The organism is Planococcus chinensis, assembly GCF_020071995.1.
GTDB classification, from domain to species: Bacteria; Bacillota; Bacilli; order Bacillales_A; family Planococcaceae; genus Planococcus; species Planococcus chinensis_A.
Genome location: NZ_JABWTK010000004.1, coordinates 141,693 through 168,017 on the forward strand (window position 1 = coordinate 141,693; position 26,325 = coordinate 168,017).

A 26,325-nucleotide genomic window follows, 5' to 3' on the forward strand; every position below is an offset into this window, starting at 1 on the left:
ACGGAGGAAAAGCTATGAATTTACATTGGATACTCGTCATCGCGGCGGGCATTATCGAAATACTATGGGCGACCGGATTGAAGTACGCGAGCACATGGATGGAATGGGTGGGCGTCGCGGTACTCATTTACTTTTCATTTGTCGTACTTTTAAAAGCACTGGAAAAAGTGCCGGTCGCTACAGCATATGCGGTATTTACCGGAATCGGGACAGCGGGGACCGTCATTGTGGAAATGGTCGTGTTCGGAGAGCCGTTCAGCTGGACAAAAGTGTTCTTTATCAGCATGCTCCTAGCCGGAGTTCTTGGGCTGAAACTTGTTACCGCAGATCCCGAAAAGAAAGAAGAGGTAATATAATATGGCTTGGGTATACTTAATATTAGCCGGCTTGTTTGAAGTGGTGGGCGTGATTGGCATGAACCGTGTCGTCAAACACAAAAAGCTTTCCTCCTACGCCATTCTGATCGGAGGATTCATCGTCAGCTTCACCTTGCTCGGCCAGGCGATGGAAACCTTGCCGATGGGCATTGCGTACGCAGTTTGGACCGGCATCGGAACGGTTGGCGGCACGCTGCTCGGCATGTTCGTTTACGGTGAATCAAAAGACTGGAAGCGCATCGCCTTTATCGCCATGATTGTCGCGGCGGTAGTCGGGTTGCGGCTGACTTCTTAATAAAAAAAGGGGTCCTGGAACGAATTCCAGGACCCCTTTTTTTATTTCCCGATTTTCACAATCGGTTTGATGGTTGCGCCATTTTTTGAGTCCTCGAAAGCATCATTAAGCTGTTCAAACTCATAAACTTTAGTCAGCTTGTCAAAAGGGAACATGCCGCGTTTGTAATAAGCGACAAGTTGGGGAATGAACACTTGCGGAATCGAGTCGCCTTCGATGACCCCCATCACCGTTTTGCCTTCCGCCATGATGTCGTTGTGGACATCAAACGTCATTTCCGGTGTTACCCCGACTATGGCACAAGAGCCGAGCGGGCGCAATGAATGGATGGCTTGTTTCACAACCGGAGGGACACCGGTCGTCTCCACTGCGTAATGCGTGCCGCCGCCCGTAATTTCCTTAATTTCTTTGACGACGTCAACATTTTTTCCGTTCAATGTATGCGTAGCACCAAGTTCTTTGGCAAGTTCTAGGCGGTTGTCATGGATATCGACAGCAATGATGTTGAGGCAGCCGGCAATTTTCGCTGCCATCACCGCACTCAATCCGACTGCGCCGCTGCCAAAGATGGCAATCGATGAACCGAATTCGGGCTTCATGCGGTTCAGCACGGTCCCGGCACCCGTCTGGATGCCGCAGCCAAGCGGGCCAAGCAAAGCCAAGTCGACTTCTTTGTCGACTTTCACGACGTTCCGTTCATTCGTCACAGCGAACGTGCCGAATGACGATTGGCCAAAGAAAGTGGAAACGGCGTGGTCGTGGTGATGAATCCGGTTTGTGCCGTCCTGCATCTTTCCGCCGAAATTCAAGTCGTTAAAGTTTAGGCATACCGTCGGGTGTCCTGTCAGGCAGTTTTCGCAGTGTCCGCAGTAAGCGAACGACAACACGACATGGTCGCCGGCTTCAATCGAAGTCACCGCCGAACCGACTTTCTCCACAATGCCCGAACCCTCGTGGCCAAGGACGGCCGGGAAAGGGGACAGTCCAAGGTCTCTTGCCACTGCGTCCGTATGGCAAACCCCCGAAGCTACAATTTTCACAAGAACTTCATGGTCTTTTGGTTCGCCCAGTTCCACTTCCTCAAACTTAAACTCTTCACCCAATCCGTGCGTTACCGCTGCTTGAATCTTCATCGAATCCCTCCTAGTAATTTTTTGTCCAATTAGTAAGATACCCGCTTTTGGGAAACTTAGTCCTGGAAAATGAAAGGCTTTAGTATAGAAGCGGGTCGTAACTCAGTCGATAGAGGTTGTAGCTCACAACGAAAAGCTTTCAACTCAAACCAAACTTGCAGAACTGCTAATCAAAGAAAAAGAGCCCATAAAAAACAGCCCGCAAAAGCAGGCTGCCCAATCATTTCTCTTTCGGCCGAAACGGCCGTTCTTTTTCGATCTTTTTCAAATATGTAACCAGCAGCTCCGCAATATTGTCATCATGCGTCTCATAAAACGACCGTGCACCGACCGGATCTTCAATTTCGTTGAACACATGGCGCCCGTCCGGCAGCAGCAAAAAATCCACTCCGATGTAATCGCTGTTCAACGCCCGTGCAATTTTCAGCACATCTTGCTCCTGTGCAGCAGAAAGAATATACTTCTCAGCAGAACCGCCAAGCGAGTAGTTCGCCTTGAAGCCGTCCGCAGAACTCCGCTTCACAGCGCCGATCACTTCGTTGCCAATAACATAGGCCCGCACATCGGCCGTATGGTCCACCACTGACTGAAAAACGAGCGAACAGGATTCAAACGGAATCTCATCTAAAGACGTTATCACTTCCACTTCCGTCCCGCCGTGCCCGTCCGCCGTCTTCACCACACAAGGAAACGCCGGCGCTTCCCGGTAAGTCGGAATTACCGGCACACCGAGCATCTGCAATAGTTGAAAGCTCTGCCATTTGTCATTGGCAATGCGGTTCACTTCGGCGCGGTTTACGAGAAACACACCATGGTCTTCAAGAAAACGGGCAGCTTCGGGACGGCGCACCCGGAACAGCACAAGCTGGCCCTGAAGAGTATCTGCTAAAACCGCCAGTCCGTCTTCGGTCCAATCATTCCATTGCACGAGCCGGAATTCCCCGAACTTCTGCAGTTCCTGGATAAACCCGGCGTTGCGAACTGCATCTTTCGTTTCGTATAAAACGATCATCGCAAGTCCTCCAATATATAAGCGATCATGGCATCCGCCACGTTGATACCGGTAACGTTCAGGATGTTACGGATATGGGCCGCGGCGTTCACTTCACAGACAAGCGGTTCTTCATCCGTACCAAACAACAGATCCACGCCGGCAAAGACGGCACCAACAGCATCCGCTGCATCTAGTGCCAGCCGTTTCTGGGTTTCCGTCAAGTCGATAGGAGACGCCTTTCCGCCGTTTGTGATGTTTGCACGGAAATCCGTTTCCGAATGGCGGTACATCGAAGCTACAATTTCGCCGCCGACAATATTGACGCGGATGTCACGGCCGCGGCTCGAAGCGATAAACTCCTGAAACACAAAATCGACGCCGCGAAGCGATTCCACTTTTTCGTAAAAGGCCGCTTCATCTTCGATCAGATACACTTTCATGCCGAACGAGCCGTGGCCTTCTTTGATAATCATCGGAAACTTCAGCTCTTCGATGATCCGTTCAAAATAACCGGATTCCAAAATCGAGAAATTCGGATACACTTTCGGCGCCACAATCGTCCGCGGCATTGGCAGTCCTCTTGCTGCTAACCGGATATACTGTGTGGCTTTATTGTCGCACAGGTCGATGATGGCCGGATCATTGTATACCGGAATCCCGTGGCTTTTCAGAAAATACCCAAGAAGGATGTCTTTATCGAGCAGCACCGCAAAATCGGGCAGCGCTGCATCATTCTTCAAATCCATTAAAATTTCATAATTCTTCATTATATATGTTTGAACACCGGCGCGTTCCGCTGCTTCTGCCACCAGTTGCGCCTGGTCCGCGAATTTATCCGAAACCAAACTCCCGTTGTAGATCACCCAACATGTTTTCATTTCTACTCCACCTTCATGCTATAATTAACTTAAAAAAAGTGTATCACGTTTACCGGGGAAGGAAGGCCGAAATCATGATTAATGGACTCAATTTCTACAAGAAAAAATGGAACATCCAGACGGATGCTTCAATCAAACCAGGTCTTCAAGCCATTACAGCCGCACTTGCGGAATTAAACAACCCTCATCAAAACATCAGCTTTATACATATTGCCGGCACGAACGGAAAAGGTTCGACCGGTGCTTTCCTTTCTGCCATCCTGCGCAAGCACGGACTGACCGTGGGCAATTTCTTCTCGCCAGGGATCGAAGACCTGCACGACCAGATCCAGGTGGACGGAAAAGCCGTAACTGAAGAAGACATGGATCAGGCAATGGCACGGTTGGCCAATATCAAAACCCCGCTGACCGATTTTGAATTATTGACAGCTGCAGCGTTTCTAATTTTCGAACAGCAAAAACCGGATATCGCCATCATTGAAGCAGGGATGGGCGGGCGCTTCGACAGCACGAACGTCATCAATCCGATACTTTCGATCATCACGTCGATTTCCTATGAACACACGGCTTTTTTGGGCGATACGCTGGAAAATATTGCTTGGCATAAAGCGGGAATTATAAAAAAATGGAAACCAATCATCATCGGCAATTTGCCAAAAGCGGCGGAACGAGTCATTCGGGAGGAAGCAGATTCCTTGCACGCCGAATTGATTCGGCCCCAGAAACAAATCAACACCGAACTGAAACTGAAAGGCCGGCATCAAAAAGAAAATGCCGGCTTGGCGCTCGAAGCGGCGAAAGAAATACTGCTGCTGAAATTCAACCACAACTTAGCAGAAACGGCGCTGGCTTCGGCATTCATTCCGTTCCGCTTTGAAGAAATCTACCCGAACCTCATCATGGACGGCGCACACAACGAAGCAAGCGTCAGTGCGCTTGTTGATACGATCAAAGAAGTTTATCCCGATAAAAAGATTCATATCGTGATGGCGCTGATGAAAGATAAAGCATACGCCAATATCCTGGAGCAGCTGGAAACAATTAGCGATCATTTTACGTTTATCGACTTTGACAATGAACGCGCGTTGCCTGCCAAAATTTTGTTTACAGAAAGTAGAAGTAAAATAAAGACAATTATAACTAATTGTGATATATTACCTGTATCTAATAAAGAAGAAGTGACAATAGTCACGGGTTCTCTTTATTTACTGTCCGCACTTCGAAACAATCATTTCAGCATGTTCAAGAACTACCAAGAACCTGTTGAGTGAGAAAGAAAGCTGCTTTTACAGACTTACAGGGAGGTGAAGAAATGACGCGAATCAGCAAAAACAGCTGGGCTTTATGGATTGTCTGGCTGCTGCTTGTGCCGCCGGGACTGTATTTGATCTACCAAATCTTTCCCCCGCCTCAAATAGAACCTTGGCATTTATCGGCATACATCCTGTTTTTTGTTCTCACCTGCCTGATGCCGATGAACATCAACGGGGCTTCGACCTATCTCGTCCAGTGGGTGACAATCGCCGTCTTCCTGAAATACGGCATCTTCGTTGAAATCTTGATCTCGCAGTTGACGATGCTGATTGTCATGGTCAGAAGCCGGACCGACGAACCGCTGACGATGCGGATTCCGTTTAACTCGATTATGTTTTTCATGATTTCCTGTTTTTCAGGGCTTGCCTATCTCGGGGCTGGCGGACAAATCGGTTCACTGAATTTGCTGCACATCCTGTTTTACGGTTTGATCTTCCAATTGGTATCCGTTTCAGCCAATCAGATCATTTACTACTCATATGACCGCTTGACCGGCAATAAAGTGAAATTCTTCTCCGTCGATGCCTTATGGGATCTTGCGCTGACGCTCATCATCTTCCCGTATGCGATTGCGTTATACATTTCGGAAGCCTATATCGGCATTCCGGCGCTGCTCCTTCTCGGCATTCCGTTCCTGATCATGACCGCTGTGATGAAGCTTTACAACAACAGTCAATTAATCAATAACGATTTGCAAAGGGCAGGGGAAATCGGCCATCAGCTGGCGGCCCGGCTGACGACCGATGAAGTGCTCGACCAATTCGTCATTCAGGTTTCCGATATGTTCAAATCGGACTATACGTATGTCATCGATTACCGCGACAGCAATTTGCTCATGCTCCGGATGTTCGAATACCAGGAGTTCCAAAAACTGAGCATTCCGCCGGTTCGCTATTACAAAGGCATCGCCGGTAATGTCATTCTGTCGAATACGCCTATTTTTTACAATAAAAAAAGCGAATGGCAGGATATCGTGACGGGCTATCTGCCGATTGATTCAGAAAGCATCATGTGCATGCCGATTTCCCGCAATAACCGCATTGAGGGTGTCCTGATGCTGGCATCCCGAAAGAAATACGCATTCAAGAACCACCAATTAAAAATACTGGATATTTTGAGTGCCTATTTCGCGGTATCGCTTGAAAAAGCCGGCTACGTCCAAAAAGCGATCGCCACCAGCGAACGCTGTGGCTTGACCAAACTATACAATTACCGCTACCTGGATCAGGCGCTTGAGAGGAGCATGGACAAAGTAAAGTCGGGTGCCGTTAAAAACCTGTCACTCGTCATGATAGACATCGACCATTTTAAAGGAATCAATGACAGGTACGGCCATCAAAGTGGCAACGACATCCTTGTCGAGCTGGCGCGGATCCTAGAAGCGGAAGTCGGGAAAGAAGGAATCGTCGCACGCTACGGCGGCGAAGAATTTGTCGTCGTATTCGAAGGCTACAGCAAAGACCTGACGCTGCTGTTTGCCGAAGGGCTGCGCAAGAAAATCGAAAAGCACGGTTTCCGAATCCAGCAGGACCTGGACGCAGTGCGTTCACTTGAAACAATCCATATTACGTTAAGCATCGGGGTCTCGACCGCCCCTGATGACAGCGACGAACCGAACGCTTTGCTGCGGAATGCAGACCGCGCATTGTATATCGGAGCCAAACAGGCAGGGCGTAACAAAGTTGCTGCCTACGCCAAATAAGGCTGTGAAGCGATTTTAAATCGTTTCACGGTCTTTTTTACTATATTAAACACTTTTTAAAAATAGAATATTGGTAAAAAGATTATATTTTACTGTAAATAAGTGGTGCCAAATTGTAGATAAAATGTAATAATAGGCTTATAATACCGTTTAGACTTAAATACAGCTTTAAATGTAAAATTAAGGAATAAAAACACTACTATATTAAGTAGGAGGATGGAAATGAAAAAGTACGGGAATGAAAAAGGTCTAACCTTGATTGAAGTGCTTGCTTCCCTTGTCATTTTTGGCATCCTATTTACTAGCATCATAACCATTTTTCCGCAAATGACGCTTTTTAACAATAAGACTGAAGCAAAATTGGACACAATGAACTTGGTGAAGCAGGAAATGGCGAAAATCGTGTCAGAAGAAAAATGGAAAGGCAAAAGGGACGCCAGCGACGCTTCCGTATATGAAACTTTCCTAATGAAACTTCCGATTGAGATGACTAATATTCCAGCGCAAGATGGGACATATTCTTATATAGAAGATACTGCTAACTCGAACACAGCTTTTGTAAGGTTTAAAAAAGGCGGGGAATATCAATATGAAGCAGATGTTTACCTGAATTGTGAACCTTTTCAGCCTTCTTCGGCAACAGTCAACTTGCCTTGTGAGGACCCCAGCTTGACCCAATTATACAAAGTACACCTTAAAGTGTTTAAAGACAATCAATTGAGCAGTGAAACTTTTTCCTATATTAAATTTTCTGTAGAAAAGCCAGGTGAATCATAAGATGAAATTAAATCAAAAAGGAATAACGCTTGTCGAACTGATTGCCGCATTGGCCCTTGTCTCATTAATAGCCGGAATCGGCTGGACAGCTCTTTCAATCGGTATGAAGCATTCTGCATTAGAAAATAATAAAACGCGCTTGCAACAAGAAGCGAATATCATTATCACTGCTTTATCAAATGCACATCGCCAAAATGATTCATATATATTAAGGTACGATGCAAATAACCAGCTTGAAATTCAGGTCTGTCCAGATGCGGCTACATGCAATACATCGACAGCCCCTTTTATGCGGGTATCGAGCAGCAATCATAATTTTACAGGCACTAAATTAAAAGATGCTAAATTTGACGGAAATTCGGATGGGCCGGTCCTAATTGAACCTAAAAAAACTCATGCAAACTTTAGTTTACAACTTGATGGCAAAGTAACTGTTAATACAACTTTTACACGAATAATAACGGACTAGTTGATGGGGGCAGGATAAATGAAATATATAAAAAACAAACATGGATATGCCTTGGTAATCGTTTTATTAGTGATTGTTTTATTTCTAGGGATATCTGCCACCTTTATTGCAGGATCGTTAAATCATGCTGCTCAAGAAAAAACAGTGGATACGTCGAATCATGCCGTAGCAGCTGCGGAAATGGGCACGCTGTACTTTACATCAGATTTCGAGCGGGAGCTTAAAATTATCAAACAAGAAGTTTCCGAACAAACTCAATTAAAGCTGAATGAATTGATTGACTGCATCAAGGCGCCGATGGGAACCGCTTGCGATACACCTCAAAAGCGGACAGCTTGGGAGCAGAAAATAGATGGAGAAATGAGAACCCTATATATTAATGAAGTTCTGGCTAAAGTAAATGCATTAAATAGTTTGACAGCTCAATCCGATCCTTTTTCCACAGGGCAAATTGATTATTCTGTCCAATCTGCTGTAGCGACAAATAGAAATGCCGATAAGCTAGATGTTAACGATAGTTCAGTTGCGGATAAAAAAGTGAAAAGCATTGAAGTGAAGCTGGACGTAATAGGGACGGCTGAAAGTATCAATAAAGACTTGACCGCAACTTTTGATATTAACGTGCCGGACACGTTTTTAAATGCAGATGAAGCATTAAAAGTAGATACGATCCTAATTCAACTTGACGAGGATTTAACTTATGAGAAAATCTTCACTTTAAATCCTCCAACTAAATCATGTGCGACCTTATTGGCTGAAGTGAAAGCAAATACTGCTGCTGCCCCATACGAATGCGTATCCAAAACTGGAGAAAAACTGAATGCTTTCATAACTGACATCAAAGCAGCACATCTGGATCCGAAAGATTTCCGGGTTTATACCACTGATTTTACAGGCTACGTCTGCACCACCAATTGCAATAACCTGGATTTCCAAGGCATCAGCATAGTGGTTCAGGAGGGAGATGCGAACGCCTTCAACAATATGAACAATCTCGTCAATGCGAACCTGATTATTAACGGAAAGCTGGATGCTGGAAACAACCTAATCAATCTGGGGAAAAATGGCGTGAAACAGACCATTATTGTCAAAGAGCTGAGTGTGGATGTTAATATCAAAAATTTGTATTACACAAACTTCCTGGTTCTGGGCTATGAAAATCCTGTGACGGAATCAGAAAAAGCAAGTATTGATTGGAAAAATCATATCGAAGTCTCTAATTTCTCACATTTTTGCATCGATATCGACCGGATATCACAAACCGACCTGGACAGGCTTTCAAAAGAAATCGAGTTTTCAGAAGGCGGCAAGCTTTCTTACTACTCAAAAGACCCGAGCAAGACTTTCACCTTGAAAAACCCGAACGGAACACCGCGTACAACGAAAGTAGATAATCAGACGCGTGATATGACAGCTTTGTATGTAGTCAGAGAAGACACGTATTCCACATTTTTAAAGAATTGCGGGGTCACTTTAAAGAACACGAAAACAGTGACAACAGATGTTTCGGTTCCGAATCCGATTAATACGGATTTTGATTTCGAGGTGGAGTATTAAGCTTTATTTTTTTCAGCTAAAGTTTTTCACATGATTAGGGGGTCACAATTTGATACGCTTATTATTTTTACTCATTATCGCGGCTATAATACTGCCGCTTGCTTATTTCGGCTTTAAAACCATACCGCTCGCCAGAAGAATGACTTTGGCCGGCGGAGCGCTTGCCGCTGCCGCCGTAGCACTATTCATGCAATCCAGTTTTGCCTGGTATTTACCGGTGCTTGCACTGGTCGGCATTTCGCTTTTATCGAGCCTTCTTTATATGAAGCAACTGGAAAAAGAAGAGCTGGCAAAACAACAGGATGCCGAAGAGCGGAAAGCGCGCCGGAAAGAATTGCTTGCTCCAGCAGCCACTACACCGCCTGCCATAAAGGCGGAACCCGTTAAAGATACGGAACCGATCAAAGAGCGCGAAACGGTGAAGGCACCTGAAACCATCAAAGTGCCGGAAAAGATCATCATGCCGGAAACAGTGAAAATGCCGGATCTGAAAAAAGAACCGGAGCCTGTGAAGGAACCGGAACGCATCAAAGAACTTGTCGGCGCGAAACCGTTCGGCATGCAATCGATTAAACCAGTCGGGAAGGAAGATCAAGGTGGACAATAAAGTATTCGGAATTACCTTTGCAGCGATACTGGCATCAGCGCTGCTATTATTCGGCGTAGCCAACGCGGGAGCGATGGCCGTAGACACCTGGATTTTCCCGACGGAAGAATTCGGCGACAATACGTATATCGGAACAACCGATGTTTCCAATATGGAACATGGAGAAGCAAAACAGCTATTTGTCGGCCAAGCGGATTTATGGCGCCAGACAGCGGAGCTCCTGGTGACTTACCAGGATGCTACGGCAAGCTACCCGCTTAAAAATGCGGAAATTCTGCTGGACGATACCATTAGACAAGCACAAAGCGGCACGCAAAACAGCTTCGTTTTCCAGCTTTCACCGGAAACGACCGGCGCTTTCCTGAAACAGCATTTTCCGGCTGCCTCCTTTACAGAAGCCGACGTTGAGAACATCACAACAAAACTGGAAACAGCTTTGGCTGGCGGCCAGACTCAAACAACAGTAGCCATCAGCGACGATACACTCCAAGTGGCAAAAGATGTTGTATCCGAAGCGAAAATTTCCCATAGCTTAAAAGGCGGAGATGCCATGGCAGTTGTCAATGCATTGAACGGTATCGACATTGCACCGAATAGCCCGTTTTCTTTCTTGGACTTTATCAGCGGCTTGGAACTAGCCAATGTGACCGATTCCGAGCTGACACAGATTGCTTCATCTATCTATGCCGCTGTTCTCCAGACCAACTTTACCGTGGAAGAACGCAGCATCGGAACCGTTGCACCGACTGCCGTGCCGCTCGGCAAGGAATCCGCGATCAACCGGCCGCTAGGAATCGATTTCGTCTTCACAAACCCGAATGACAATACGTTCCAATTAAACTTGAGCATTGACGGAGATTCGCTGACAGCGATGATTACCGGTTATCCATTTATCTACGAATATGAAATTATGACAAGCGGGGAAGAAAAAGTGGAACCGCGCTTGATCAAACAATACAGTGCATTCGTCACTTCAGGCGTAGCGCTTGAAGAAAAAGGGCGCGACGGCGTCCGGATCAATGTTCTTCGCTCTACACGCGAAGATGGAGAAGAATTGGAACTTGATCCGGTATCAACGGACTTTTATCCGCCGGTTCACCGCATTGAGATTTATCCGCTGACCAAAACCGAAACGGCTCCTGCAGCCGGTACTGCGGTGCCGCTTCCGGGCCAGCCAGGATTTATCGATGCCAACGGTGACGGGGTCCATGACGGAACTGTCGCAGCACCGCTGCCGGGGCAACCCGGATTTGTCGATGCCAATGGCGACGGGATCCATGACAGCACATCAACAGTAACGCCGACACCGCAGCCAGGCCAGCCAGGATTTGTGGACGAGAACGGAGATGGCGTACACGATACACCAGCTGCTACTCCAGTAACACCGCAACCGGGCGAGCCTGGGCTTGTGGATGAAAACGGAGACAGAGTCCACGATACACCGGCGTCTGGTACAACACCAGATACCGAAGAAGAGAAAGATCCGGTGTATGACAAAAGCGGGAATAAAGTCAATCCTTAACGAGTTTTGAGGGGGAAGAGATTTGGCAAGAACACGAAAAAGACTAGGTGACATTTTAATAGAACTGGGCCTTCTTTCCGAAGAAGACCTGCAAGGCACGCTCGACGGCAAACAATCGGACCAAAAGCTCGGAGATGCATTAGTACAGCGCGGCTTGATCACCGAGCAGCAATTGATCGAAACACTCGAAGTGCAGCTCGGCATTCCGCATGTCACGCTGTTCCGCTATCCGTTCGATCCGAAACTGTTTAACGTTGTGCCAAAAGAATTCGCGAAACGGAAATCGTTGGTGCCGCTCCGTGCGGAAGGCGACCGGCTGTTTATCGCGATGACCGACCCGACGGATTTCATCACAATTGATGATCTGCGTCTGACGACGGGATTCCAGATTGAACCTGCGATTGCTTCAAAAGAAGATATCCTAAAAACGATCGCCAAATACTACGAAGAAGAATCGTACGACGACATGCTAGAAGAAATGCCGCAAAACACAACGGAAGAAGAAGACCTGGATGACATTGACGGGCCGATTGTCCGCCTCGTCAACCAGATCCTTTCCAATGCCGTCTCGCTGAAAGCGAGCGACGTGCATCTTGACCCGCAGGAAAACCGCATTCTCGTGCGCTACCGCATTGACGGCACGCTGCGCACGGAAAAAATCCTGCCGAAAACGATGCAGCAAATGGTCACGGCGCGCATCAAAATCCTGGCGAACCTGGACATCACTGAAAACCGGATTCCGCAGGACGGACGAATCAAGACGACCGTCGACCTGCGCGCCATCGATTTGCGCGTATCCTCGCTGCCGACCGTATTCGGTGAGAAAATCGTTATGCGTATCTTGGACTTGGGCGCTAACCTGACCGATATCGACAAGCTCGGCTTTAATGAACTGAATATGCAACGGTTTCTTCGTGAAATTGACAAACCGAACGGCATCGTCCTCATTTCCGGTCCGACCGGTTCGGGTAAATCATCGACGCTGTATGCAGCACTCAATAAATTGAACAGTGAAGAAGTCAATATCATCACCGTAGAAGATCCGGTAGAGTACCAGCTTGAAGGCATCAACCAGATCCAGGTGAATTCGAATGTCGGGTTGACGTTTGCCGCCGGATTGCGTTCGATTCTGCGCCAGGATCCGGACATCGTCATGGTTGGTGAAATCCGAGACAAGGAAACGGCCGATATTTCGATCCGCGCATCTTTGACCGGTCACTTGGTGCTCAGCACAATCCATACCAACGATTCGATTGCATCGATTACGCGTCTAATGGACATGGGCATCGAGCCGTTCCTGGTAACCGCGTCCCTGAATGCCGTAGTCGCCCAGCGTCTGATCCGCCGGGTTTGCCGGGATTGCAAAGAAGCGCAGCCGGCGACCGTGCGTGAACAGGAGATTTTTGCGAAACGCGGTTTGACCGTCGATACCGTAGCGCGCGGCGCAGGCTGCCCGCGCTGCAATATGTCCGGTTACCGCGGCCGTATGGCGATCCACGAAGTGCTGGTGGTCGACGAAGACATCAAAACGATCATCAATCGCGGCGGTACGGCAGCGGAAATCCGCGAAGTTGCCGTGAAAAACAACACCATCTTCCTGATCGACGATGGCTTATTAAAAGTGAAGGAGGGTCTGACAACGACAGAAGAAGTGCTGCGCGTTGCCATGACAGATTAACCGATGAATACGACGCTAAATTACGTAGATACAGTTTTGACCGCTGCCACGGATTTGAAAGTTTCCGATATCCATATGACAACCGGCATCCCGCCGGTATTCCGGATGCACGGCGCCTTAAAGCAATACGGCGAAGAAAAGCTAATGCCGGAAATGACAAAAGAAATCGCCCGCGTTTTGATGCCGGACTCCCTGTGGGAAACCTTCCTTGAAAAAGGCGAGATGGATTACTCGTACTCCATTCCCGGCGTTGCCCGTTTCCGGGTCAACTCGTTCCACCAGCGCGGCTCCATTTCTCATGCGTTCCGGACGATTCCGACCAAAATCCCTACTATCGATGATTTGAACATGCCGGATACATTGAAGAAACTATCGGACACCCACCAAGGCTTGATCCTGGTGACAGGCCCGACCGGTTCCGGGAAATCGACGACGCTAGCTGCGATGATCCGCCATATGAATGAAAACCTGTCCAAGCACATCATTACCCTGGAAGATCCAATCGAGTATATGCACAGCCATGGCACATCGGTCATTGACCAGCGTGAAGTCGGCTTTGACACAAACTCATTTGCGAACGGCCTGCGGGCAGCACTCCGTCAGGATCCCGATGTTATCCTGGTCGGTGAGATGCGTGACTTGGAAACCATCACGACGGCCATCACAGCGGCTGAAACTGGTCACTTGGTTATGGGGACACTCCATACATCGAGTGCGGCTTCTACTGTAGAACGGATCATCGATGTATTTCCGCCAGAACAGCACTCTCAGATTCGGACGCAGCTTGGCGGTATTTTAAAAGCAGTTATTTCCCAACGCTTGCTTCCAACAGCTGATGGTAAAGGACGTGTAGCGGCAACGGAGATCATGATCAATAACACCGCCATCGCCAACTTGATACGGACAGAAAAAGTGCACCAGATTCCGAACATCATTTTGACAAATCGTGCTTCCGGTATGCATATGATGTCGACTACTGTTCAGGAGCTATTGAAAAAAGGGAAAATCACACGGGAAATTGCCCGTCCTTTCTTGGTAGAGGAGGAATAAGATGGCGCGTTTTAAATACGAAGGGCGTGACCGCAAAAAAATCCGCTCCGGCATCATCGTCGCGGATAACCAGCGAAGTGCTGTTCAGAAATTAAGGGACGATGGAGTGCGGGTAATCGATATCCGGGAGATTCCGACAACGGCACTTCAAAAAGATATTTCTTTCGGAGCGCCGGTAAAACGCGACCAGTTCATCATGTTCCTACGCCAGTTCTCTACTTTAATGCGAGCGGGGGTAACCATTGTAGATGCGGTGAAAATTTTATCTCAACAAGTCGATTCCAAGGCACTCCGAAAAACTTTGACGGAAGTGGATGATGAGCTTCGTAAAGGGAATTCCTTATCCAATACCTTGGCGAAATACCCGAAAATTTTTGAGCCGCTGACCATCAACTTGATCCGGGCTGGAGAATTGTCGGGGAATATTGATGAATCTCTGGACCGGCTTGCGACGCATTACGATAAAGCGTATCAGACGCGGCAGAAAGTCATCTCAGCGATGTCTTATCCAATAGTTGTTGGATTCTTAGCGATCGGGGTAGTTATTTTCCTTCTATCGTCTATCGTCCCGATGTTTGCGGAAATGTTCGAAGGCATGGGCAGCGAATTGCCGCCGCTCACACAATTTGTCATGGGTTCCAGTAACTTTGTTAAAAATTATTGGTATATCTTGATAGCGGCAGCCTTGATGTTTGCAGGAACGATTTGGCTGATGAAACGGAATGAAAAAGGTAAGTTTATTCTGGATACAATCATGCTAAAGATACCGTTATTCGGAAATATGTTAAAAAAATCGGCACTTGCTCGTTTAACGCGCACATTAAGTTCCTTGTTTTCGAGTTCAGTTCCAATCCTTCAGGCTATGACCATGACGGAAAAAGTGGTGGGCAACGCCGTTATGTCCAAAGTCATCATCGCTTCACGTGATTCACTGGAGCGCGGTGGATCTCTGACAGAGCCGATGAAAAACCACTGGGCCTTTCCGCCGCTCATTCCGCATATGATTATGATCGGGGAACAAACCGGATCGCTCGATCATATGCTTGCCAAAGTAGCGGAATTCTACGAAAAAGAAGTGGAAGCGGAAACCGACCGCTTAAAGGCAATGATAGAACCGTTGATGATTGTTTTTTTAGCTGCAATTGTTGGGACTATAATCCTATCAATAATGATGCCTATGTTTGAAATGTTCCAAAATGTGGACCAAATGTAGGTCAAAATAACAAAAATAATTGAAAAAAATTCTAAAAAAATTGAAAAATGCTATTGCGTAATTCGTGACTATGGTTATAATTAAGTTGTACTCAAAGTAGTGCTAAAAATACAAATTATAGGGGGAAAGAAAATGAAGAAATTTCTTCAAAAGAAATTGAAAGACCAGAAAGGTATGACATTGATCGAGCTTTTGGCAGTTATTGTTATCATCGCGATTATTGCGGCAATTGCTATTCCGGCGATTGCAGGAATAATCGAAAATTCAAGAGTTGGTGCAATTAAGTCTGATGCTACAAACATCTTAAATGCGGCAGATCTGTATAATACTGAAGCAACCCCAGGAACATCAGTAACTTTATTCCAGCTAGAATCAGCAGGCTTTATTGAAGATTCTGGAAGTTTCGAAGGATTGTCTGAAACTGAGAAGAAAGCTGTAAGTATCAATCTAGCTACTGGTCAATTCACAGGCACTAACGAACCTTTGAATGGAATTACAATTGCTTTTGAAGCTGCAACTAAGAACGATATTTCTAGACTTCCAAATAGCGCTGAGAATGGTGCATATGTAGCAGATCCAGTTTATGCAGCCGGCACTTCAATTACAGTTAGCGGAAGATAAAATTAAAATTTGTTCCCAGAAACAAATATATCAATAATTATTTATAATTTATTAGTGGAGCTGAGAAAATGGCCTTATCGTTTTTATCGAGAAAAGCGCGAGTCGCGACAATAACTATAGAAGAAGACGCGATTCGTCATGTCGACCTGAAATCCCATTTACCGCTTCAACTGAGCTGTGCGGAAGAGCTTGCTCTTCCCGCCGGTATCATAGAAGACGGGAAAATCATCGATGCGGAAGCGCTGGAAGCGATACTCGATAAGGCTGTCAATCAGTGGGGTCTCTCTAAGAAGTCAGTCCGATTCCTCGCCCCTGACGAATTCGTTATTATCCGCAAAGTACCTTACCCCGAAGATGTTGAACCCGATGAACTGAAGGGACATTTCTTCATCGAAATCGGTTCAACGCTTTACTTGCCTTTCGAAGATCCCGTCTTTGATGTGGTGCCTTATCATACCGATACTGAAGAACCGGAAGTGATTATTATCGCTTCGAAAGAATCGGTCATCAACGATTATGAAAATGTGTTGGATAAAGTGAAATTAAAAGCAGTTGTGGCAGACGTCACGCCGCTTGCCCTATACCGCTTGGCTTACCTGCAGCATGACTTCACCGAAGACGAACATGTCATGCTGATTGACCTGCAATCAAAAAAAATGACGGTTTCCATCTTCCATGAACATTTCCCGCTATTTATGCGGCCGGTTGATCTGGAATTATCCACAACGATTTCGGAAGATCCGGCAGCTGTAATGGAGGTCATTGAAGAGGAAACAGAAAAACTTGCCAACTTTTATAGCTTTAATATGAATGGCGGCGAAGTCGGCATAACGAAAGTCATCTGCAACGGCGAATACAGCGATTGGGACGCATTCCGGGCTCGATTGGAAGAGCGTTTTTCTTTGCCGGTTTTGCCGGTTGTGCTTGATGCCATCCCAACGGATGATTCGGAAGATATACCCGGACGTTTTAACCGCGCCATCGGTCTTGCGCTGAAAGAGGTGTAATCCATGCTTGTCGATATTAACTTATTGCCGCAAAAAGAGCGGGACCGTCCCGCTTTTCTCATCGCGGCGATTGCGATATTACTTTTGGCTGTCATCCTATGGGCAGTTTTTGCATTTATGGCGAGTGCCAATGAAAAAGAACAGGCCGAACTTAATGCGCAATCCGCACAAGTGGCTGCCGAACAAGCGGCAATCCGCGAACAGTTGGAAGCGAAGCAGGGCATGAACGAAGAGCAGCAATTGAAAGTTACCGTCGACTGGGCGGAAAGTTATCAATTTGATACATTGCCCATCTTAAGCGATTTGGTATCCAAATTGCCGCAGCGCGGATTTTTCGACAGTTTTTCTTATGTTGGTTTGGATCAAGCCCTTTTAACGGTTCAATTCGATACAGCCCGTGAAGCAGCGTTTTATTTAGCACAGTTGAAAACTTCTGAGTTGCTTAAATCAGCGACATTAGATTCTGTATCTCAAGAAGAATTGCAAGAAGAAACGGTTGCTGCTGTAGCGGGAGAAACAGTGGTTGTCGTAGAAGATGAAGATGCAGTCATCGAAAATCCACGCTATCTTGCTACATATACCTTGATTTTTGTTGACGAACGGATTCCGGCAGAAGTGGTGGAAGGCGAAACGCCAGTAGAAACACCGGCAGAACCTGCAGCGGAAACGCCGCCTGCTGAAACTCCAGCAGCAGAAGCTCCGGCTGAGACGCCGGCTGCTGGAACAACCGAAACGCCAGCAACTGATACAGATGTAAATGTAGACGTTGAAGTTAACGAAGAAACACCAGCCACTCCAGAAGGAACGGAGGGGAATGGCCAATGAGCAGTTTGACGAAAAGCCAAAAAGAAAAAGGCCTGATCATTTTAGCAGTTGTCTTCCTATTGTCGCTCGGTGCTTATTCTTATTTCATGGTTTATGCACCGGCGAAAGATGCACGCCTGCAAGCGGAACAGACACTGAGCTCGGAACGTGACGTTTTGATCGCGCTTCAGACCCAGTTGAAAGAACTGCCGGAAGGCGAGAAGATCAGCACAAGTGAACTGCAGCAAAAAGTATCAATCGAACCCTTATCGGAATTGCTGGTTCTGCAGATTGAACAAGCTGAATTGCTTTCGAAGTCGCTTGTAACCGATATTGCCATCGCTGAAGAGCCGGTCACTTTACCAGTTCCTGTCGAAGGATTGGAAAATCTACAACAAGTAAAAACGACCGTTTCATTTGAAACGAAAGATTATAAAGGCATCACGACCTTCATCAAAGAAGTGGAAGCGATGGACCGGATCTTGGTCATCGATTCAATCGACTTCAGCGCCAATGAAGAAGTGACGACGATGGAAGCGGAAAAAGAAAAGCTTGAAGTCACATTAGGCTTTACCGCATATTTCCGACCGGATTTGATTGCATTGACCGACACGCTTCCAAAAGTGGATGCACCGCCGCCGGCGAAAAAAGTCAATCCGCTGCCGCAAAACGACGGCACGGCTTTAGCGGAAGAGGAAGCAGTTGTTGCTCCTGAAGACACAACGGATGTTGATGTCAACGTCGAAGTCAATGTTGAAGACGGCGAATCGGCAGCTGCCGACGGCCAGTAAAAAGGAAACACCCAAAGAGAAATCATCGTGATTTCTCTTTTTGCTTTAAAAAATCTTAAACGTGAAGAGGGTTTCTATGTTCATTACTTATACCGCATTCTTTTCCATATTCGGGCTGGTGTTTGGTTCGTTCTATAACGTCGTCGGCTTGCGCGTGCCGAAAAACGAATCGATCGCCTTTCCGCCGTCGCATTGCACTAAATGTGACCGGCAATTGACGGCGCTTGACCTGGTGCCGGTATTTTCCTATCTGTTCTTAAGAGGCCGCTGCCGTTCGTGCGGCGAGAAGATCCACTGGGTCTATCCGTTGATGGAAGCGATCACCGCAGCGCTTTTTGCCATTTCATTTTGGCAGCTGGGCTTCCAGCCGGAACTGATTGTCGCCTTGATCTTTGTTTCATTGCTGGTCATCATTACCGTGTCGGACATTGCGTATATGCTGATTCCGGATAAAGTGTTGCTTCCGGTCGGCATTGTGCTGCTCGCTTTGCGTTTGTTTATCCCGCTTGATCCGTGGTGGGACGCATTGCTCGGAGCGGCTGTCGGGTTCGGGATTCTGTTATTGATTGCCGTCATCTCAAAAGGCGGCATGGGCGGCGGCGACATCAAATTGTTTTTCGTCATCGGTTTGGTGCTCGGAACAAGCGGCACGTTGCTGACATTGTTCTTTGCATCACTCATCGGGGCGATTGCCGGGATTGTCCAACTGCGCGTCCGTAATCAGGACCGCAAAACGCCGGTACCGTTCGGACCGTCGATTGCACTTGGCGCTGTCATCACCTATTTCTGGGGCGATGCGCTGTTGAATTGGTATATGAATTTCTGGGGATGAAGCTTAATGCTTCATCTTTTTTATTATGCTACATTTTCTTTCATCAAAGATATGGAGCAAAATAGCGGAGACGCCAGCGGGAAAGCGAGACAGACGAGACCCTGCAACGCTCTTTCATGTTTCGAAGCTAGCGCAGCGATGCAGAAACAGGAGCGAAGCGACGAAGCGGCTCGGCGCTCGCCCGCGGCAAGCGTAGCTATTTTGCGGAATATCAATCAACTGCCCATCATTCAAAATATTTTCCCAAACCGCGGAGCCAAGCGATTTCCAATCCAAACATCCTTCAAATCTCATTTTTGAGATCCCGAAACACGGGCAAAAATTATTTTTGTGTTTTTGTCTACAATTTTCATCTGCGGCGATTTTCGGTATGATGCTAGAAAAGGGAGGAATAGTTTTATGAAATTTAAAGCCAACGCGCCGGTCATCCTGGCGTCCGCATCACCGCGCAGAAAAGAATTGCTGGAAAGCCTCGGCATCGAGTTTTCAATTGTGCCGAGTTCCAAAGAAGAGCCGGATCCGTCGAAGTTCCAGACCGCTATGGGCTATGTCATCGAATGCGCTTTGCTGAAAGCGAAAGACGTGGCGAAAAAGCATCCGGAAGCCGTCGTCATCGGTTCGGATACCGTTGTCGTACTGGACGGAGAAATCCTAAGGAAGCCGCAGAACAAAGAACAGGCACAGCGTTACTTGCGCCAACTGTCCGGAGAGACCCATGACGTCATCACCGCTGTCACGATTGTGAAAGGCGGCAGCGAGCAGACCTTCCAGGAAATCACCCGCGTGACGTTTTACGACTTGCCGGAAACATGGATTGAAGCTTACACCAGCACCGAAGATCCATACGATAAAGCGGGTGCTTATGGCATCCAGACAATGTCCGGTTTGTTCGTCCGGAAAATCGATGGCGACTACAATACGGTGGTCGGATTTCCACTGGCAAGCCTGACGCAGAAATTGATGCTTTCCGGTTTTATTTCGCTTGAAGGGAGCCATGTCCATGCAGATTGAACAAGCCTTAATGATCAGGGATGTCCATGCTGCTGACCGTCCGCGCGAGCGGCTGGTCACCCAGGGCGCGATGAGCTTATCGAACCAGGAGCTCATCGCGATCCTGCTCCGCACGGGCACAAAGCAGGAATCGGTTTTGCATCTCGCGAACCGGGTCCTCCTTTATTTCGAACAGATCCAGGGATTGAAGGATGCCACCATCGAAGAAATGACGTCGATTAAAGGCATCGGGCAAGCCAAAGCGGTGCAGCTCCTTGCAGCCGTTGAACTTGGGCGCCGTTTGTCCTCCAAACAAACCGACACGAAATTCACCATCCGTTCCCCGAAAGACGCCGCCTCGTATTTGATGGCGGATATGACTTCGCTCAAACAAGAACATTTCGTCGTATTATTCCTCAACATCAAAAACCAAGTCATGCACAAACAAACCATTTTCGTCGGCAGCCTGAACGCCAGCATCGTCCATCCGCGGGAAATTTTTCGGGAAGCGGTGCGTCGATCGTCGGCGTCGATCGTCTGTGCGCACAACCACCCGTCCGGAAATCCGGCGCCGTCGCCGGAAGACATTGCCGTGACAAAACGCCTGATGGAAGCCGGCAGCATCATCGGCATTGAACTATTGGACCACATCATTATCGGGGACCATCAGTTTACTTCCTTGAATGAAAAGGGATTTATGTAGGGCTGTTACTTTCGGATTTTATCCGCTATAATGAGAGTTATTGTATCGGCACTATCACTTTTTTTCTATAAAGAGACACCGCAATCCGCAGGGCATAAGTGTTCTGCAGGCTGTTTGTTGATTGAATCGGACTTTGCGGCCCTATACAATTCCACCTTTTTTAAGAGGTGGGTTTATTGGCCGTTAAAGAGCGTTAAAGAAGGGGAGAATAGATGTGTTTGGAATCGGATCCAGAGATGTCGGCATCGATTTAGGTACGGCCAATACATTAGTTTTCATCAAAGATCAAGGCATCGTGCTGCGGGAACCTTCTGTAGTCGCTAAAAATACGAATACGGGCGATATCGTCGCCGTCGGGGAAAACGCCCGCAATATGATCGGCCGTACGCCGGCATCGATTGTAGCGATACGGCCGATGAAAGACGGCGTCATTTCAGATTTCGAGACGACTTCTGCGATGATCCGGCATTATTTGCAGACCGCGCTGAAGACGGCCGGCCGCTCATGGGGCAAGCCGAATGTCATGGTTTGTGTGCCATTTGGCATCACGTCTGTCGAAAAACGGGCCATTAAAAATGCAGCCAGGCAAGCGGGAGCGCGCGAAGCGTTCACGATTGAAGAGCCGCTTGCTGCAGCCATCGGAGCAAATTTGCCGATTTGGGAACCTGCCGGCAGTATGGTCGTCGATATTGGTGGCGGAACGACTGAAGTGGCCGTCATTTCACTCGGCGGCATCGTCTCCAGCCAATCGGTTCGAATTGCCGGCGATGCGCTGGACGTCGCCATTATCCACTATATTCGCAAGGCTTATAATGTAACGATTGGCGAACGCACGGCAGAAACGATTAAATGGACAATTGGGTCTGCACGCACTGTTACGGATTCAGAAAAAAATGCTAAAATGGAAATCCGTGGGCGCGATTTGCTGACGGGCTTTCCAAAAACGATTGAAATCAGTGCTGAAGAAATTGCCGAAGCCGTGAAAGAACCGGTGGCTTCGATACTGGATGCAGTGAAAGCCACGCTTGAAGCGACGCCGCCGGAACTCTCCGCGGATTTGATTGAGCGCGGCATTGTCTTGACCGGGGGTGGAGCTTTGCTCAAAAACCTGGACAAACTGATTTCAGACGAAACAAATATGCCAGTGATTGTGGCTGAAAATCCGCTCGACTGCGTTGCAATCGGGACCGGGAAAGCGCTTGATCATATAGAAGATTTTCGATATCAGCAATCACATAAATAAGGAGGATTGCCGCAATGTTTCACTTTTTTTCAAACAAGCGGCTTATTTTGCTGCTGCTCGGCGTTATCCTGCTTGTTGCCTTAATTTCTTTTTCGCTTCGCGACCGCGACAATGTATCGGCGCCGGAGCAAATGATCAAGGATGTCGTCGGCGCTGGCCAGATGGTTTTTTCCGTGCCAGCCCAATTCATCACGGGAATGTTTGATAATATCGATTCTCTTTTGAATACATATGAAGAAAATAAGTATTTGAAATCCCGTCTAGAAGAGTTTGCAAGTGTGCAGGCAGAAGTGACCGACTTGCGCTCGGAAAATACCGAGTTGAAGACACTCGTTGGCAAGGAAGCCGATTTGCGCAGTTATAACCCGATCCAGGCGCAAGTAGTTGCCCGGAATCCGGATCAATGGGAAGAAAAAATGATCATTAATAAAGGCACGGACGACGGTGTGTCGGAAAACATGGCCGTCATGACGGCGCAAGGCCTCATTGGAAAAGTGACCTTAACTACCCCTAATACCGCTACAGTAGAATTGATTTCGACCCAGAACCCGAACTACCGGGTTTCCGCCATGGTTATCGGCGGCCAAAAGAATGTTTTTGGTTTGATCGAAGGCTACGACGTGGAACGGCGCGAATTGCTCCTGAAACGGATTGACGCCGACATCAAGCTTGAAAAAGGCCAGCAAGTCACGTCCAGCGGGCTCGGCGGCATTTTCCCGAAAGGCATCGTCATCGGGGAAATCACCGAAATCACCATTGATGAGTTTGGCTTGACGCAGCTTGTCTACGTCAAACCTGCTGCCGACTTTACGTTGTTGAACCATGTCGTGATTGCAGACCGCGTGCTGCCGGAAGTGGATGGGGAAGACAACGGCGTGATTGAGGATGATGAATCATGACACGATTCTGGATTCCGCTGATCGGCCTAGCGCTGTTTTTTCTGGAGCCGGTATTCGGCATGTTTTCACCTTTGACGATTGGCGGAGACTATTACTACGTTGTGCCGCGGTTTTTGATCATATTTTTAATTTTTGTGTCGATTTTTCACAACACAAAACGGGCAATGCTGTACGGATTATTCTTCGGGCTCTTGTATGATGTGTTCTTCATCGATATAATTGGACTATATTCGTTTTTGTATCCTGCACTTTGTGTGGCTGCAGGGTACATCGTGAAAAATATCGAGCGCAATTTAATCGTTGCTGCAATCAGCGCATTGGTGCTTACGGCTGTATTTGAATTTGTGCTGTTTCAGTTTTTCTCATTGATCGGCTTAACGTCCGTTTCAATAGGCTCGTTTTTGAATATGCGCTTACTGCCGTCGATGATTGCAAACTCATTATTTTTGATCGTTCTTGGCTGGGCATTCCGGTCGGTTATCGTCCGGAGAACGTTCGAACAGAATAAAAGCCTGACTTTGTCACGGTTTTACAATCAATAAACTTCCGCCTCTTCAAGCGGAAGATGATGGCTGTCGGAGCTTGGATGCCCGATGGCCGAAGCTGTTTTTTATTATTATGGAAGCGCAGGTGACACATTTTTGAAGAATCTTGTCTATATCAAAGGGACGAACAAAGGGCTCGTACTGCAGCTCGACGACCAGTGTTCTTACACCGATCTGCTGAAAGAGCTGCAGGCAAAGGTGTCGGACCCTGCGCTGGAAGGCAGTGCAGAAGTACAGATTTCCCTGGGCAATCGGTATTGCACTGAGGCCCAGATCAAAGAAATTACCGAAGTTACCCAAAAAAATACCGAATTGCAGGTCGTGGGCGTGAAAAGCGACGTCGTGACGGTTGCGGATTGCAACCAGCGGGTATTGGAACAGCAGTCGGAAACCTACGTCGGCATCGTCCGTTCGGGCCAAGTGGTCAAAGCGGACGGCGACCTCGTAGTTGTAGGCGACGTTAATCCGAACGGCCGCATCGTGGCCGGCGGCAATATTTACGTGCTCGGGCGCCTGAAAGGCATCGCGCATGCAGGAGCCAACGGCAACCGCGACGCAGTCATTGCTGCTTCGTGGCTGGAAGCGACGCATCTGCAAATTGATGATATGCTGGAAATCATGACGGATGAATTAACCGTATTATCGGAGCAGCCGGAAATGGAATGCGCTTATTTACATAAGAGTGGCAGCATCATCATAGATCGTTTACAGGAATTGCGGTTCTTACGGCCGGAAATTTCAACGTTTAAAGGAGGAAGCTAATGTGGGAGAAGCTATAGTTATTACATCAGGTAAGGGAGGCGTCGGAAAGACGACGACAACCGCCAATCTCGGAACTGCATTGGCTCTTCAAGGGAAAAAGGTTTGCCTGATCGATACGGATATCGGTTTGCGCAATTTAGATGTTATTTTAGGGCTTGAAAACCGCATCATCTATGATTTGATCGATGTGCTCGAAGGACGCTGCAAAGTGCACCAGGCGCTTGTCAAAGACAAACGTTTTGATGACATGCTGTATCTTTTGCCGGCTGCGCAAACAGCTGACAAGAACGACGTCAATCCTGAACAGATGAAAGAATTGGTGATGGAACTCAAGAAAGATTATGACTTCGTCATCATCGACTGCCCGGCAGGCATCGAGCAAGGCTATAAAAATGCCGTTGCCGGCGCCGACAAGGCAATCGTCGTGACGACGCCTGAAATTTCAGCTGTCCGCGACGCTGACCGCATCATCGGCCTGTTGGAACTTGAAGAAAACATTGAGCCGCCGAAATTGATCATCAACCGCATCCGCCAGCATTTGATGAATTCCGGCGAGTCGATGGACGTCAATGAAATCACGACGCATTTGTCAATCGATCTTCTCGGCATCGTAGCCGACGAAGAATCGGTCATCTCAAGCTCGAACCGCGGCGAACCGGTTGTCATGGATCCGACAAACCGTGCCGCCATCGGCTACCGCAACATCGCACGCCGGATTCTTGGTGAATCTGTGCCGTTGATGACGATGGACAAGAAAAACCAAAACTTCTTCTCGAAAGTCAAATCGATTTTCGCAAAATCATAAAAATGAGAGCCCCTGCAGAAATGCAGGGGTTTTTTATTTGCGGCGGAAATCTGTCGCCGATTTGACTCATGCTGGGGCTATGAGCGTTTGGAGTGGTTCTATGATCACTTCAACGAGTTCTATGAGCGCTTGGAGTGGTTCTATGATCACTCAGGAGAGTTCTATGAGCGTTCGAAGCAATTCTATGATCACTCGGAAAAATTCTACGTGCATTCAGGTCAGTTCTATGAATAGTTCACGGAATTTCCGGGTAAATATATTAAAGCAACAAAACATTGCCGCTTACTTTCAAATATCGGTTGACGCGACCTTTGTCGCATGGTATTATTTTAATGTTATGTTTGTAGCGCACCTGTGCTACAACCGCTCGAATCAGGTTACGTAAGAATCAGCAGCAATGCAGATCACCTGAATAGGCGAGTCTTAGTCTAAGAGGAGGTGCAAGGATATGTACGCAATTATTGAAACTGGTGGTAAACAAATCAAAGTTGAAGCGGGCCAAGAGATCTACGTTGAGAAATTGAACGGAGAAGCTGGTGACGTCATCACATTTGACAAAGTTTTATTCGTAGGTGGAGAAGACACTAAAGTTGGTGTTCCTTTCGTTGAAGGTGCTACTGTAACTGCTAAAGTTGCAAAACACGGCAAACAAAAGAAAATCACTGTCTTCAAATACAAAGCGAAAAAGAACTATCACAAAAAACAAGGTCATCGTCAGCCATACACGAAATTGACTGTCGACGCGATCAACCTGTAA

The 26,325-nt window shown here is 47.4% G+C and carries 28 protein-coding genes and 1 other annotated feature; of the genes, 25 read left to right on the top strand and 3 right to left on the bottom strand.

Annotation, left to right across the window (positions count from 1 at the left end; translation table 11 throughout):
* Positions 1-14 precede the first annotated feature (14 nt).
* Together HU147_RS08295 and HU147_RS08300 are read left to right on the top strand one after the other, a co-directional pair.
* A complete protein-coding gene (locus tag HU147_RS08295; protein WP_224075808.1) occupies positions 15-356 on the top strand; it encodes a DMT family transporter in 342 nt (113 codons plus the stop codon).
* A gap of 1 nt (position 357) precedes the next feature.
* A complete protein-coding gene (locus HU147_RS08300) occupies positions 358-672 on the top strand; it encodes a DMT family transporter (RefSeq protein ID WP_220629024.1) in 315 nt (104 codons plus the stop codon).
* Positions 673-713: 41 nt separating this feature from the next.
* Here the strand turns inward: HU147_RS08300 and HU147_RS08305 are convergent, their stop codons facing one another.
* The 3 genes from HU147_RS08305 to HU147_RS08315 form a co-directional block, all read right to left on the bottom strand.
* Positions 714-1,805, bottom strand: a complete 1,092-nt coding sequence (locus HU147_RS08305; protein WP_224075809.1) for an NAD(P)-dependent alcohol dehydrogenase — start codon at positions 1,803-1,805, stop codon at positions 714-716.
* Between the two features lie 220 nt (positions 1,806-2,025).
* Entirely contained in the window at positions 2,026-2,817 is a 792-nt protein-coding gene (locus tag HU147_RS08310) for an ATP-grasp domain-containing protein (RefSeq protein WP_224075810.1), read from the bottom strand.
* Positions 2,814-3,677, bottom strand: a complete 864-nt coding sequence (locus HU147_RS08315) for an ATP-grasp domain-containing protein (RefSeq protein WP_224075811.1) — start codon at positions 3,675-3,677, stop codon at positions 2,814-2,816. The genes HU147_RS08310 and HU147_RS08315 overlap by 4 nt, the downstream gene beginning before the upstream one ends.
* Before the next feature lie 74 nt (positions 3,678-3,751).
* On the opposite strand from HU147_RS08315, the gene HU147_RS08320 reads away from it, so the two are divergent.
* The 23 genes from HU147_RS08320 to rplU all read left to right on the top strand — a co-directional run bounded on the left by HU147_RS08320 (position 3,752) and on the right by rplU (position 26,325).
* Entirely contained in the window at positions 3,752-4,948 is a 1,197-nt protein-coding gene (locus HU147_RS08320) for a bifunctional folylpolyglutamate synthase/dihydrofolate synthase (protein ID WP_224075812.1), read from the top strand.
* Positions 4,949-4,989: 41 nt separating this feature from the next.
* On the top strand, positions 4,990-6,693 hold the full coding sequence (locus HU147_RS08325; RefSeq protein WP_224075813.1) for a sensor domain-containing diguanylate cyclase: 1,704 nt from the start codon (positions 4,990-4,992) through the stop codon (positions 6,691-6,693).
* A gap of 222 nt (positions 6,694-6,915) precedes the next feature.
* Complete coding sequence (locus HU147_RS08330) at positions 6,916-7,470, top strand: type II secretion system protein (protein ID WP_224075814.1); 555 nt, start codon at positions 6,916-6,918, stop codon at positions 7,468-7,470.
* 1 nt (position 7,471) lies between these two features.
* Positions 7,472-7,939, top strand: a complete 468-nt coding sequence (locus tag HU147_RS08335; RefSeq protein WP_224075815.1) for a pilus assembly FimT family protein — start codon at positions 7,472-7,474, stop codon at positions 7,937-7,939.
* 18 nt (positions 7,940-7,957) lie between these two features.
* The gene (locus HU147_RS08340; RefSeq protein WP_224075816.1) at positions 7,958-9,496 is read left to right on the top strand and encodes a hypothetical protein; all 1,539 of its coding nucleotides are present in this window, start codon (positions 7,958-7,960) and stop codon (positions 9,494-9,496) included.
* 49 nt (positions 9,497-9,545) lie between these two features.
* Positions 9,546-10,103, top strand: coding sequence for a hypothetical protein (locus tag HU147_RS08345; protein WP_224075817.1), 558 nt, complete (start codon positions 9,546-9,548; stop codon positions 10,101-10,103).
* Entirely contained in the window at positions 10,093-11,625 is a 1,533-nt protein-coding gene (locus HU147_RS19520; protein WP_224075818.1) for a VanW family protein, read from the top strand. Before HU147_RS08345 ends, HU147_RS19520 begins: the two co-directional genes overlap by 11 nt.
* A 22-nt stretch (positions 11,626-11,647) precedes the next feature.
* Positions 11,648-13,303, top strand: coding sequence for a GspE/PulE family protein (locus HU147_RS08355; RefSeq protein ID WP_224075819.1), 1,656 nt, complete (start codon positions 11,648-11,650; stop codon positions 13,301-13,303).
* Positions 13,304-13,306: 3 nt separating this feature from the next.
* Positions 13,307-14,353: a type IV pilus twitching motility protein PilT gene (locus tag HU147_RS08360; protein WP_224075820.1), complete on the top strand. Its 1,047-nt coding sequence runs from the start codon at positions 13,307-13,309 to the stop codon at positions 14,351-14,353.
* A gap of 1 nt (position 14,354) precedes the next feature.
* A complete protein-coding gene (locus HU147_RS08365) occupies positions 14,355-15,566 on the top strand; it encodes a type II secretion system F family protein (protein ID WP_224075821.1) in 1,212 nt (403 codons plus the stop codon).
* A 132-nt stretch (positions 15,567-15,698) separates the two neighbouring features.
* Positions 15,699-16,187: a prepilin-type N-terminal cleavage/methylation domain-containing protein gene (locus HU147_RS19525; RefSeq protein ID WP_317985503.1), complete on the top strand. Its 489-nt coding sequence runs from the start codon at positions 15,699-15,701 to the stop codon at positions 16,185-16,187.
* Between the two features lie 68 nt (positions 16,188-16,255).
* On the top strand, positions 16,256-17,194 hold the full coding sequence (gene pilM, locus HU147_RS08375) for a type IV pilus biogenesis protein PilM (RefSeq protein ID WP_224075822.1): 939 nt from the start codon (positions 16,256-16,258) through the stop codon (positions 17,192-17,194).
* Between the two features lie 3 nt (positions 17,195-17,197).
* A complete protein-coding gene (locus HU147_RS08380) occupies positions 17,198-18,019 on the top strand; it encodes a fimbrial assembly protein (RefSeq protein ID WP_224075823.1) in 822 nt (273 codons plus the stop codon).
* Complete coding sequence (locus HU147_RS08385) at positions 18,016-18,789, top strand: pilus assembly protein PilO (protein WP_224075824.1); 774 nt, start codon at positions 18,016-18,018, stop codon at positions 18,787-18,789. The genes HU147_RS08380 and HU147_RS08385 overlap by 4 nt, the downstream gene beginning before the upstream one ends.
* Before the next feature lie 76 nt (positions 18,790-18,865).
* Positions 18,866-19,621 (top strand): prepilin peptidase, encoded by a 756-nt coding sequence (locus HU147_RS08390; RefSeq protein ID WP_224075825.1) that lies wholly within the window; start codon positions 18,866-18,868, stop codon positions 19,619-19,621.
* A 399-nt stretch (positions 19,622-20,020) separates the two neighbouring features.
* A complete protein-coding gene (locus HU147_RS08395; protein ID WP_224075826.1) occupies positions 20,021-20,632 on the top strand; it encodes a Maf family protein in 612 nt (203 codons plus the stop codon).
* The gene (gene radC, locus HU147_RS08400; protein WP_440137294.1) at positions 20,622-21,314 is read left to right on the top strand and encodes a RadC family protein; all 693 of its coding nucleotides are present in this window, start codon (positions 20,622-20,624) and stop codon (positions 21,312-21,314) included. The genes HU147_RS08395 and radC overlap by 11 nt, the downstream gene beginning before the upstream one ends.
* Before the next feature lie 214 nt (positions 21,315-21,528).
* Positions 21,529-22,557, top strand: coding sequence for a rod shape-determining protein (locus HU147_RS08405; RefSeq protein WP_224075828.1), 1,029 nt, complete (start codon positions 21,529-21,531; stop codon positions 22,555-22,557).
* A gap of 14 nt (positions 22,558-22,571) precedes the next feature.
* Positions 22,572-23,456 (top strand): rod shape-determining protein MreC, encoded by an 885-nt coding sequence (mreC, locus tag HU147_RS08410; protein WP_224075829.1) that lies wholly within the window; start codon positions 22,572-22,574, stop codon positions 23,454-23,456.
* Entirely contained in the window at positions 23,453-23,998 is a 546-nt protein-coding gene (gene mreD / locus HU147_RS08415; protein ID WP_224075830.1) for a rod shape-determining protein MreD, read from the top strand. The genes mreC and mreD overlap by 4 nt, the downstream gene beginning before the upstream one ends.
* 51 nt (positions 23,999-24,049) lie before the next feature.
* Positions 24,050-24,763, top strand: coding sequence for a septum site-determining protein MinC (minC, locus tag HU147_RS08420; RefSeq protein WP_224075831.1), 714 nt, complete (start codon positions 24,050-24,052; stop codon positions 24,761-24,763).
* 1 nt (position 24,764) lies between these two features.
* Positions 24,765-25,568 (top strand): septum site-determining protein MinD, encoded by an 804-nt coding sequence (gene minD, locus HU147_RS08425; protein WP_224075832.1) that lies wholly within the window; start codon positions 24,765-24,767, stop codon positions 25,566-25,568.
* Between the two features lie 351 nt (positions 25,569-25,919).
* Positions 25,920-26,002 (top strand) — a sequence feature (ribosomal protein L21 leader region).
* Positions 26,003-26,016: 14 nt separating this feature from the next.
* On the top strand, positions 26,017-26,325 hold the full coding sequence (gene rplU / locus HU147_RS08430) for a 50S ribosomal protein L21 (protein WP_224075833.1): 309 nt from the start codon (positions 26,017-26,019) through the stop codon (positions 26,323-26,325).

What these genes read in the sequence shown, in the direction of transcription:
- HU147_RS08295 (WP_224075808.1), top strand. Translation starts at nt 15, where the DNA reads ATGAATTTACATTGGATACTCGTCATCGCGGCGGGCATTATCGAAATA.
- HU147_RS08300 (WP_220629024.1), top strand. Translation starts at nt 358, where the DNA reads ATGGCTTGGGTATACTTAATATTAGCCGGCTTGTTTGAAGTGGTGGGC.
- HU147_RS08305 (WP_224075809.1), bottom strand. Translation starts at nt 1,805, where the DNA reads ATGAAGATTCAAGCAGCGGTAACGCACGGATTGGGTGAAGAGTTTAAG.
- HU147_RS08310 (WP_224075810.1), bottom strand. Translation starts at nt 2,817, where the DNA reads ATGATCGTTTTATACGAAACGAAAGATGCAGTTCGCAACGCCGGGTTT.
- HU147_RS08315 (WP_224075811.1), bottom strand. Translation starts at nt 3,677, where the DNA reads ATGAAAACATGTTGGGTGATCTACAACGGGAGTTTGGTTTCGGATAAA.
- HU147_RS08320 (WP_224075812.1), top strand. Translation starts at nt 3,752, where the DNA reads ATGATTAATGGACTCAATTTCTACAAGAAAAAATGGAACATCCAGACG.
- HU147_RS08325 (WP_224075813.1), top strand. Translation starts at nt 4,990, where the DNA reads ATGACGCGAATCAGCAAAAACAGCTGGGCTTTATGGATTGTCTGGCTG.
- HU147_RS08330 (WP_224075814.1), top strand. Translation starts at nt 6,916, where the DNA reads ATGAAAAAGTACGGGAATGAAAAAGGTCTAACCTTGATTGAAGTGCTT.
- HU147_RS08335 (WP_224075815.1), top strand. Translation starts at nt 7,472, where the DNA reads ATGAAATTAAATCAAAAAGGAATAACGCTTGTCGAACTGATTGCCGCA.
- HU147_RS08340 (WP_224075816.1), top strand. Translation starts at nt 7,958, where the DNA reads ATGAAATATATAAAAAACAAACATGGATATGCCTTGGTAATCGTTTTA.
- HU147_RS08360 (WP_224075820.1), top strand. Translation starts at nt 13,307, where the DNA reads ATGAATACGACGCTAAATTACGTAGATACAGTTTTGACCGCTGCCACG.
- HU147_RS08365 (WP_224075821.1), top strand. Translation starts at nt 14,355, where the DNA reads ATGGCGCGTTTTAAATACGAAGGGCGTGACCGCAAAAAAATCCGCTCC.
- HU147_RS19525 (WP_317985503.1), top strand. Translation starts at nt 15,699, where the DNA reads ATGAAGAAATTTCTTCAAAAGAAATTGAAAGACCAGAAAGGTATGACA.
- pilM (WP_224075822.1), top strand. Translation starts at nt 16,256, where the DNA reads ATGGCCTTATCGTTTTTATCGAGAAAAGCGCGAGTCGCGACAATAACT.
- HU147_RS08380 (WP_224075823.1), top strand. Translation starts at nt 17,198, where the DNA reads ATGCTTGTCGATATTAACTTATTGCCGCAAAAAGAGCGGGACCGTCCC.
- HU147_RS08385 (WP_224075824.1), top strand. Translation starts at nt 18,016, where the DNA reads ATGAGCAGTTTGACGAAAAGCCAAAAAGAAAAAGGCCTGATCATTTTA.
- HU147_RS08390 (WP_224075825.1), top strand. Translation starts at nt 18,866, where the DNA reads ATGTTCATTACTTATACCGCATTCTTTTCCATATTCGGGCTGGTGTTT.
- HU147_RS08395 (WP_224075826.1), top strand. Translation starts at nt 20,021, where the DNA reads ATGAAATTTAAAGCCAACGCGCCGGTCATCCTGGCGTCCGCATCACCG.
- radC (WP_440137294.1), top strand. Translation starts at nt 20,622, where the DNA reads ATGCAGATTGAACAAGCCTTAATGATCAGGGATGTCCATGCTGCTGAC.
- mreC (WP_224075829.1), top strand. Translation starts at nt 22,572, where the DNA reads ATGTTTCACTTTTTTTCAAACAAGCGGCTTATTTTGCTGCTGCTCGGC.
- mreD (WP_224075830.1), top strand. Translation starts at nt 23,453, where the DNA reads ATGACACGATTCTGGATTCCGCTGATCGGCCTAGCGCTGTTTTTTCTG.
- minC (WP_224075831.1), top strand. Translation starts at nt 24,050, where the DNA reads ATGGCCGAAGCTGTTTTTTATTATTATGGAAGCGCAGGTGACACATTT.
- rplU (WP_224075833.1), top strand. Translation starts at nt 26,017, where the DNA reads ATGTACGCAATTATTGAAACTGGTGGTAAACAAATCAAAGTTGAAGCG.